We start from the raw sequence: 9,260 nt of genomic DNA, 5'->3' as shown, positions 1-9,260 counted from the left end.
AAGCGGTTGTTCCTCACCGGCTTGCCGGTCAGCGACGGCGCGCCGACGATGATCGCCGCCAGGTGGTTCGCCGGCTGCGGCGCGCCGAGCTTGTGGCCCATCTGCTCCAGGATCCGCTTCGTGTCGGGCGACAGCGCGTAGGGCTCGACGTTGGTCAGGTCCGGCAGCCACTGCTGGTGGAAGCGCGGCGCGTCCACCGCCTCCTGCACCGTCATGTCGTAGTCGATGGCGTTGATCATCGTCTGCAGCACCGCGGTGATGATCCGGCTGCCGCCCGGCGTGCCGACCACCATCACCGGCTTGCCGTCCTTGGTCACGATCGTCGGGCTCATCGACGACAACGGCCGCTTGCCCGGGGCGATCGCGTTGGCCTCGCCCTGCACCAGGCCGTACATGTTGGGCACGCCGACCTTCGAGGTGAAGTCGTCCATCTCGTTGTTGAGCAGCACGCCGGTCTTCGCCGCCGTGACCTTCGCGCCGAACCAGTCGTTGAGCGTGTAGGTCACCGACACCGCGTTGCCCCACTTGTCGGCGATCGAGTAGTGCGTGGTGTTGCTGCCCTCATGCGGCGGCACGCCGGGCTTGATGTCCATCGACACGCCGGCCTTGGTCGGGTCGATCGCCGCGCGGATCTTGGCGGCGTAGTCCTTGTCCAGCAGCCGCTGCAGCGGGTTCTTCACGAAGTCCGGATCGCCCAGCGTGCTGTTGCGATCGACGTAGGCATGCCGCATCGCCTCGATCTGGTAGTGCGCCGCCTGCGCCGAGTTCCAGCCCAGCTGCCGCAGCGGATAGCCCTCCAGGATGTTGAGCATCTCGCAGATGATCACGCCGCCCGAGCTCGGCGGCGGCGCCGACACCACGTGGTAGCCGCGGTAGTCGCATTCGACCGGCGCCAGCTCGCGCGTCTTGTACTGGTCCAGGTCGGCCTGCGTCAGGATGCCCTTGCCCGACTGGCTGGACTCGATCAGCGCCTTGGCCACCCAGCCCTTGTAGAAGCCGTCGGTGCCCTTGGCCGCGATCTCGCGCAGCGTCTTGGCCAGGTCCTTCTGCACCAGCCGGTCCCCGGGCTGGAAGGGCTTGCCCTTGTTCAGGAAGATCGCCCCCGAGGCCGGGTCCGCCTCGAAGTCCTTGGTCGCCGTCTGGAACATGTCGACGTCGCCCTGGTCCAGCGCGAAGCCGCGGTCCGCCAGCGCGATCGCCGGCGCGATCAGCCCCTGGCGCTTCATCGTGCCGTACTTCTCCCGCGCGTACTCCAGCCCCGAGACCGACCCCGGCACGCCCACCGCGAGGTGCCCGTGCGTGCTCAGGCCCTTGACGACGTTGCCGTCCTTGTCGAGGTACATGTTGGCCGTCGCGGCCAGCGGCGCCTTCTCGCGGAAGTCCAGGAAGGTCTTGCGGCCGTCGGCCAGCTGGATCGTCATGAAGCCGCCGCCGCCCAGGTTGCCCGCCGCCGGGTACACCACCGCCAGCGCGTAGCCCACCGCCACCGCGGCGTCGACGGCATTGCCGCCGTCCTTCAGCACATCGACGCCGACACGCGTCGCCAGGTGCTGCGCCGTCACCACCATGCCATTGGGCGCGGCCACCGGCGCCGGCGACGCGGCCAGCGCGATCTCGACCGGCACGAACGCGAACGACGCGGTCACCGCCGCGGCGCAGACAAGCAAACGGAACGTCTTCATGACCCGGAATCCTCGTTGCTGAGACCGGCCGATTCGACACCCATCGGCATCGCGGACGCAACTCGAACGAGCGTCAGGTCGTTACTGCAGCGGGTCTTTCAACGCGTCGGGCACCGGCAATGCGACGATGTCGATGCCTTCGTCCGCCAGTTCGCGCGCCTGCTCCGGCGTCGCCTGGCCGCGGATGCCGCGCTGCTCGGTCTCGCCGTAATGGATGCGACGCGCCTCGCTGGCGAAACGGTCGCCGACGTCCTCGGTGTTGGCGATCATCGTGCGGACCGCCTTCATCACCTGCCGCTGCAGCTGCATCGCGATCGCGGGCACGCCGCCCTCGGTCGCCGCCTCGGACGGCGCCGGCGCGGGACGGCTCGACGCCGCCGCCGGATCGGGCGCGGAGGACAGGTTCAGCCTCGGCGCGCTGGGCATGCGTCGCACGTCGGCGCTGTTGCACAGCGGGCAGCTCAGCAGGCCGCGCTGCTGCTGCGATTCGAAGTCGGAGGAGGACGCGAACCAGCCTTCGAAGGCGTGGCCGGCCGCGCAGGCCAGATTCAGGACCAGCATGATGGGCCGATGCTAGCGGCTCGCCGCCTCGTCGGCCGGCATCCAGTCCAGCGTCCAGGCGCCGGCGCGCCAGCGCTGCAGCCACAGCAGGCAGGTCAGCGTCTTGGCGTCGGTGACGCGGCCGTCGCAGGCCATGCGGTCGAGCTCGTCCTCGCCGACCGGCAGCAGGTCGAGGAACTCCTCGTCGTCCAGCCGCCGCTCGCCGGCCACCAGGCCGCGCGCGAAGAAGATCTCGATGCGTTCGTCCGAATAGGCGATCGCGTTGTGCATCACGCCCGCGTAGGCCCATTCGCGCGCGGTGTAGCCGGTCTCCTCGACCAGCTCGCGCATGCCGCAGCGCAGCGGCGATTCGTCCGGATCCAGCTTGCCCGCCGGGAACTCCAGCGCCACGCGTCCCAGCGGATAGCGGTACTGGCGCTCGAGCAGCACGCGGCCGTCGTCCAGCAGCGGCACCACCACGACGGCGCCGGGATGGCGGATGTACTCGCGCGTGGCCTCCCGGCCATTGGGCAGCGCGATGCGGTCGCGCTTCACCTGGAGGAAGTTGCCGCGCAGGATCCAGTCGGAACTCAGCGGGGTCTCGCGCAGGTGGGGATCGGCGTCCGCCGCCGGCGGGATGCCGACGACGCCATCGGCGTCGGGCCGGTTGGCCTCAGGCAGCTTCTTCGTCATCGAACTCACGCACTTTCGAGCGCGACCGGCGCAGGTAGCGCCACACGAAGCCGGGGAACCCCAGCGTGACGAATAGCGCCAGCGCCGCGGCGTAGAACTCCCAGCCCTGCGGGAAACGCTGGCCGAGCCGCGACTCGAGGCCGAAACCCACGACCAGCGTGATCAACGCCAGCAGGAAGAGCTCCAGCAGCCGCCAGCCGGCGGCCTTGGGCTCGCGCCGCGGGCCGACCAGCAGGATGCGGGAACTCATGTACGGCAGGTTGGCCGCGACCAGCGCGACCACCAGCACGACCCAGACCGATGCGCCCTGCTCCATCGACGACCGCGGCTACGGTTGCGAGCGGACGGCGCTCAGTGCGCCAGCGCGCGGGTCACGGCCTGGCTGCACAGGGCCAGCAGGCCACCGGGCAGCAGACCGAACACCAGCACCGCGATGCCATTGAGCGACATCACCAGGCGCGCGTCCGCCGGGGCGGTCAGCGGGCCGTGCTCGGCCGGCTCGTCGAAGAACATGACCTTGACGACGCGCAGGTAGTAGAAGGCGCCAATCAGCGACAGGATCACCGCGATCACCGCCAGCCAGAGGTAGAGCGACTGGCCGGTCGTGACCATCGCCTGCAGCACGGCCAGCTTGCCGTAGAAGCCCACCGTCGGCGGGATGCCGGTCAGCGAGAACATGTAGATCGCCATCACGAACGCGTACCAGGGGCTGCGCTTGAACAGGCCGGCCAGGTCGCTGATCTGCTCGGACTCGAAGCCCTGGCGCGCCAGCAGCATGATCAGGCCGAAGCTGCCCAGCGTCGTCAGCACGTAGGTGATCGCGTAGAACATCGCCGAGCTGTAGGCGTTCAGCGCATGCGCGTCCGGCTGGTTGTTCACCACGCCCGAGGCCAGGCCCAGCACGACGAAGCCCATCTGCGAGATCGTCGAGTACGCCAGCATCCGCTTCAGGTTGGTCTGCGCGATGGCGGCCAGGTTGCCCACCACCAGCGAGGCCACGGCCATCACCAGCATCATCTGTTGCCAGTCGGCGGCCAGCGGCAGCATGCCCTCGACCAGCAGGCGCAGCGTGATGCCCAGCGCGGCCAGCTTCGGCGCGCCGCCGATCAGCAGCGTCGCGGCCGTCGGCGCGCCCTGGTAGACGTCCGGCACCCACATGTGGAACGGCGCGGCGCCCAGCTTGAAGCCCAGGCCGGCGACGACGAAGACCACGCCCAGCACCAGCACGCCCTTGTTGACGGTGCCGCTGGAGATCACCTCGAACACGCGCGGGATCGACAGCGAGCCGGTGGCGCCGTACATCATCGACAGGCCGTACAGCAGGAAGCCCGACGCCAGCGCGCCCAGCACGAAGTACTTCATCGCCGCCTCGGTCGAGACGGTGTGGTCGCGGCGCAGCGCGGTCAGCGCGTACAGCGACAGGCTCATCAGCTCCAGGCCGAGGTAGATCGTCAGGAAGTTGTTGGACGCCACCATCACGTTCACGCCCAGCAGCGACAGCAGGCTCAGCACGAACAGCTCGCCCTTGAGGATGTCGCGGGACTCGGCGTACGGACGCGCGTAGACCAGCGTGACGATCAGCGCCAGCGCGCTGACGCCGCTGAGCAGGTGGCTCAGCGGATCGACCACCAGCATGCCCTGCATCGCCTCGGTCGAGACGTTGCCCATCGCGGCGAAGTGCATCGCGCCCACCACCGCCAGGCTCAGCTGCGTCAGCCAGTAGGTCGGCGTGCGGCGCGGGTCGGTGACGAACAGGTCCACCATGGCGACCACGCAGGCCAGCACCAGCAGGACGATTTCGGGATAGACCGCGACCCAGTTCATGTCGTTCATTCTGTTGGGTCCTTATTGGAGCTTGGACACGGCGACGTGCTTGAGCAGCGCGTCGACGGACTGATGCATCACGTCGGTGAAGGGCTTCGGATAGACGCCCATGAACAGCGTCGCCGCGGCCAGCACGCCCAGCATCAGGAACTCGCGCCCATTGATGTCGGTCAGGTTGCGCACGTTGTCGTTGGTCACCGCGCCGAAGTACACGCGCTTGATCATCCACAGTGTGTAGGCCGCGCCGAAGATCAGCGCGGTGGCCGCCAGCAGGCCGATCCAGAAGTTGTGCGCCACCGAGCCGATGATCACCATCCACTCGCCGACGAAACCGGCCGTCGCCGGCAGGCCGCAGTTGGCCATGCCGAAGAACACCGCCAGCGCCGCGAACTTGGGCATCGTGTTGACGACGCCGCCGTAGTCGGCGATCTCGCGCGAATGCACGCGGTCGTACAGCACGCCGATGCACAGGAACATCGCGCCCGACACGAAGCCGTGCGAGATCATCTGCACCAGGCCGCCCGAGACGCCCAGCTCGTTGAAGATGAAGAAGCCCAGCGTCACGAAGCCCATGTGCGCCACCGACGAGTAGGCCACCAGCTTCTTCATGTCGCGCTGCACCATCGCCACCAGGCCGATGTAGATCACCGCGATCAGCGACAGGCCGATGATGAACCAGTCGTAATGACGGGCCGCGTCAGGCGCGATCGGCAGCGAGAAGCGCAGGAAGCCGTAGGCGCCCAGCTTCAGCATGATGGCCGCCAGGACCACCGAGCCGCCGGTCGGCGCCTCCACGTGGGCGTCCGGCAACCACGTGTGCACCGGCCACATCGGCACCTTCACCGCGAAGGCCGCGAAGAACGCGAAGAACAGCAGCGTCTGCGCCGGCATCGCCAGCGGCAGCTTGTGCCAGGCCAGGATGTCGAAGCTGCCCGACTGGCTGTACAGGTACAGCAGCGCGATCAGCATCAGCAGCGAACCGGCCAGCGTGTACAGGAAGAACTTGAAGGCCGCGTACACGCGACGAGGTCCGCCCCAGACGCCGATGATGATGTACATCGGGATCAGCGTGGCCTCGAAGAACACGTAGAACAGCATGCCGTCGAGCGCGCAGAACACGCCGATCATCAGCCCCGACAGGATCAGGAAGGCGCCCATGTACTGGTGCACCCGCGTCTCGATCACTTCCCAGGCCGCGATCACCACGATGATCGAGATGAAGGCCGTCAGCGGGACGAACCACATCGAGATGCCATCCACGCCCAGGCGGTAGTGGATGTTGAAGCGCTCGATCCAGGCGGCGTTCTCGACGAACTGCATCGCCGCCGTCGACGTGTCGAAGCCCGAGATCAGCGGCAGCGTCACCAGGAACGACGCGATCGAGGCGACCAACGCCATCCAGCGCACCGCGCCGGCGTTGTTGTCGCGTCCGAGCGCGAGCAGCAGGCCACCGCAGACGATGGGCAGCCAGATGGAGAGACTCAGCAACATTCTTATTCTCCGCCCGCGTCACAGACCCAGCAGGGCCTTGAATTGGGGCCACATGGAAGGCCACAGCTGCCAGGTCATCAGACCCAGGACACCCAGGATCATCACCAGCGCATACCAGTACAGGTGGCCGGTCTGGATCAGGCGCACCAGGCCGGCGACGCCGCCCACCGTGCGCGCCGAGCCGTTGATCAGCACGCCGTCGATGACGCCCTGGTCGCCGCCCTTCCACAGCCCGGTGCCGAGCGCGCGGGCCGCGCGGGCCAGCACGTTCTCGTTGAACCAGTCCATGTAGTACTTGTTCTCGAGGATCGTCACGATCGGGCGGAAGATCCGCGCGAAGGCCGCCGGGATCGCCGGGTTGACCATGTAGAACACGTAGGCGGTCACCACGCCGGCGATCGCCAGCCACAGCACCGGGGTCTGCACGCTGTGCAGCGCCATCGCGAACGCGCCGTGGAACTCCTCGCCCAGCTCGTGCATCGCGTGATGCAGCTCGTGGTTCACGAAGATCGCGTCCTTGAAGAACTCGCCGTGCAGCATCGGCTGGATCGTGAAGTAGCCGATGACCACCGACGGGATCGCCAGCAGGATCAGCGGCACCGTCACCACCCACGGCGACTCGTGCGGCGTGTGGTCATGGCCGTGGCCGTGGTCGTCGTGGTGGTCGTGCTCGCCCGGGAACGGCTTGTGGTGGAAGTGCTCCTTGCCGTGGAAGACCAGGAAGTACATCCGGAAGCTGTAGAAGGCGGTCACGAACACGCCGGCCATCACCGCGAAGTACGCGAAGCCCGCGCCCGGCAGGTGCGAGGCGTGCACCGCCTCGATGATCGAGTCCTTCGAGTAGAAGCCCGCGAAGAACGGCGTGCCGATCAGCGCCAGCGAACCCAGCAGCGAGGTGATCCAGGTGATGGGCATGTACTTGCGCAGGCCGCCCATGTTGCGGATGTCCTGGTCGTGGTGCATGCCGATGATCACCGAGCCCGCGCCCAGGAACAGCAGCGCCTTGAAGAACGCGTGCGTCATCAGGTGGAACACCGCCACCGAGTAGGCCGAGGCGCCCAGCGCCACCGTCATGTACCCGAGCTGCGACAGCGTCGAGTACGCGACCACGCGCTTGATGTCGTTCTGGATGATGCCCAGGAAGCCCATGAACAGCGCCGTGATCGCGCCGATCACCATGACGAAGTTCAGGGCGGTGTCCGACAGCTCGAACAGCGGGCTGAAGCGCGACACCATGAAGATGCCGGCCGTCACCATCGTCGCCGCGTGGATCAGCGCCGAGATCGGGGTCGGGCCTTCCATCGAGTCCGGCAGCCACACGTGCAGCGGGAACTGGGCCGACTTGCCCATCGCGCCGATGAACAGGCAGATGCAGGCCACCGTCAGCATCATCCAGTCCTGGCCGGGGAACTTGATCGCGGCCAGCTCGCCCGCCTTGGCGAAGGTCTCGGTGTAGTTCAGCGAGCCGCCGTAGGCCACCAGCAGGCCGATGCCCAGGATGAAGCCGAAGTCACCCACGCGGTTGACCAGGAAGGCCTTCATGTTGGCGAAGATCGCCGTCGGCTTCGTGTACCAGAAGCCGATCAGCAGGTAGGACACCAGGCCCACCGCTTCCCAGCCGAAGAACAGCTGCAGCATGTTGTTGGCCATCACCAGCATCAGCATGCTGAAGGTGAACAACGAGATGTAGCTGAAGAAGCGCTGGTAGCCGGGGTCTTCCTCCATGTAGCCGATGGTGTAGATGTGCACCATCAGCGAGACGAAGGTCACCACGCACATCATCATCGCGGACAGGCCGTCGATCATGAAGCCGATTTCCATCTTCAGCCCGCCCAGCACCATCCACTCGTAGACGGTCTGGTTGAAGCGCGCGCCGTCCAGCACCGCGCTGAGGGTCATGGCCGACAGGATGAACGCGATCAGCACGCCGAGGATGGTCACGACGTGGGCGCCGCGGCGCCCCACCTGCTTGCCGAACAGGCCCGCGACGATGGCGCCCGCCAGCGGGGCCAGCGGCACCGCCAGCAGCATGTTCTGAGAGAGTGTTGCAGACATTGTTTTTCTCGCTTCCTGACGCGGGTCAGCCCTTCAGGGCGTCCAGCTCTTCCACGTCGATGCTGCTGCGGTTGCGGAACAGCACGACCAGGATGGCCAGGCCGATCGCGGACTCGGCGGCCGCCACGGTGAGGATGAAGAACACGAACACCTGGCCGGCCATGTCGCCCAGGTAGTGCGAGAAGGCCACGAAGTTCATGTTGACCGCCAGCAGCATCAGCTCGATGGCCATCAGCAGCACGATCAGGTTCTTGCGGTTCAGGAAGATGCCGATCACCGACAGCGCGAACAGGAACGCGCCCAGGATCAGGAAGTGGTTCAGGCTCAGCGCGAGCATCACGCGGCTCCTTCGTTCTTTTCAGCGGCCGGGGCGGACGGCGCCTCGACGGTCGGGGCGACCTTGACGATGCGCAGGCGGTCGGCCTTCTTCACGCGCACCTGCTGCGACGCGTCCTGGTGACGCGAGTCCTTGCGGCCGCGCAGCGTCAGCGCGATCGCCGCGACGATGCCCACCAGCAGCAGCACGGCGGCGATCTGCACCGGGAACAGGTAGTTCGTGTAGATCTCGATGCCCAGCAGCTTGGTGTTGCCCAGCTGCGCCATGTTGGCGATCTCCGGCGCGTTCTCGACGCCGCGGAAACCGCCCATCAGCACGGCCGCGATCTCCAGCGCGATGACCGCGCCCACCAGGCTCGCGATGGGCAGGTGCTTCCACACGCTCTCGCGCACGGCGGTGGACTCGAAGTCCAGCATCATCACCACGAACAGGAACAGCACCATGACGGCGCCGATGTAGACCAGCACCAGCGTGATCGCCAGGAACTCGGCCTTGAGCAGCATCCACAGACACGACGCGTTGAAGAACGCGAGGATCAGGAACAGGGCGGAATGCACCGTGCTCTTGGCCGTGATCACGCGGAACGCGGACGCCAGCAGCACGAATGAAAAAACGTAGAACAGCGCGGTAGTGATATC

General features: G+C 67.0%; 9 protein-coding genes. All 9 read right to left on the bottom strand.

Annotation, left to right across the window (positions count from 1 at the left end):
• A partial coding sequence (gene ggt, locus N5D62_RS27920; RefSeq protein ID WP_279761353.1) for a gamma-glutamyltransferase occupies window positions 1–1,568 on the bottom strand: 1,568 nt, incomplete at its 3' end.
• 195 nt (window positions 1,569–1,763) lie between these two features.
• Window positions 1,764–2,243, bottom strand: coding sequence for a DUF1178 family protein (locus N5D62_RS27915; protein ID WP_279761350.1), 480 nt, complete (start codon window positions 2,241–2,243; stop codon window positions 1,764–1,766).
• 12 nt (window positions 2,244–2,255) lie between these two features.
• Window positions 2,256–2,915, bottom strand: coding sequence for an NUDIX hydrolase (locus tag N5D62_RS27910; RefSeq protein ID WP_279761352.1), 660 nt, complete (start codon window positions 2,913–2,915; stop codon window positions 2,256–2,258).
• Window positions 2,896–3,231, bottom strand: a complete 336-nt coding sequence (locus N5D62_RS27905; protein ID WP_279761349.1) for a DUF2818 family protein — start codon at window positions 3,229–3,231, stop codon at window positions 2,896–2,898. Before N5D62_RS27905 ends, N5D62_RS27910 begins: the two co-directional genes overlap by 20 nt.
• A gap of 35 nt (window positions 3,232–3,266) precedes the next feature.
• Window positions 3,267–4,748: an NADH-quinone oxidoreductase subunit NuoN gene (nuoN, locus tag N5D62_RS27900; protein ID WP_279761348.1), complete on the bottom strand. Its 1,482-nt coding sequence runs from the start codon at window positions 4,746–4,748 to the stop codon at window positions 3,267–3,269.
• Between the two features lie 12 nt (window positions 4,749–4,760).
• Window positions 4,761–6,230: an NADH-quinone oxidoreductase subunit M gene (locus N5D62_RS27895; protein WP_279761347.1), complete on the bottom strand. Its 1,470-nt coding sequence runs from the start codon at window positions 6,228–6,230 to the stop codon at window positions 4,761–4,763.
• Window positions 6,231–6,248: 18 nt separating this feature from the next.
• Window positions 6,249–8,285 (bottom strand): NADH-quinone oxidoreductase subunit L, encoded by a 2,037-nt coding sequence (nuoL, locus tag N5D62_RS27890; protein WP_279761346.1) that lies wholly within the window; start codon window positions 8,283–8,285, stop codon window positions 6,249–6,251.
• Window positions 8,286–8,310: 25 nt separating this feature from the next.
• Complete coding sequence (nuoK, locus tag N5D62_RS27885; protein WP_279761345.1) at window positions 8,311–8,622, bottom strand: NADH-quinone oxidoreductase subunit NuoK; 312 nt, start codon at window positions 8,620–8,622, stop codon at window positions 8,311–8,313.
• Window positions 8,622–9,257 (bottom strand): NADH-quinone oxidoreductase subunit J, encoded by a 636-nt coding sequence (locus tag N5D62_RS27880; protein WP_279761351.1) that lies wholly within the window; start codon window positions 9,255–9,257, stop codon window positions 8,622–8,624. Before N5D62_RS27880 ends, nuoK begins: the two co-directional genes overlap by 1 nt.
• Window positions 9,258–9,260: the final 3 nt, after the last annotated feature.

Source organism: Mitsuaria sp. GD03876 (assembly GCF_029840635.1).
Classification (GTDB): Bacteria; Pseudomonadota; Gammaproteobacteria; order Burkholderiales; family Burkholderiaceae_C; genus Roseateles.
The sequence above is the reverse complement of the archived record's forward strand: the minus strand, read 5'-3'. Positions and strand labels throughout refer to the sequence as shown.

Coding starts and splice junctions, on each gene's coding strand:
- N5D62_RS27915 (WP_279761350.1), bottom strand. CDS start 2,243: ATGCTGGTCCTGAATCTGGCCTGCGCGGCCGGCCACGCCTTCGAAGGC.
- N5D62_RS27910 (WP_279761352.1), bottom strand. CDS start 2,915: ATGACGAAGAAGCTGCCTGAGGCCAACCGGCCCGACGCCGATGGCGTC.
- N5D62_RS27905 (WP_279761349.1), bottom strand. CDS start 3,231: ATGGAGCAGGGCGCATCGGTCTGGGTCGTGCTGGTGGTCGCGCTGGTC.
- nuoN (WP_279761348.1), bottom strand. CDS start 4,748: ATGAACGACATGAACTGGGTCGCGGTCTATCCCGAAATCGTCCTGCTG.
- N5D62_RS27895 (WP_279761347.1), bottom strand. CDS start 6,230: ATGTTGCTGAGTCTCTCCATCTGGCTGCCCATCGTCTGCGGTGGCCTG.
- nuoL (WP_279761346.1), bottom strand. CDS start 8,285: ATGTCTGCAACACTCTCTCAGAACATGCTGCTGGCGGTGCCGCTGGCC.
- nuoK (WP_279761345.1), bottom strand. CDS start 8,622: ATGCTCGCGCTGAGCCTGAACCACTTCCTGATCCTGGGCGCGTTCCTG.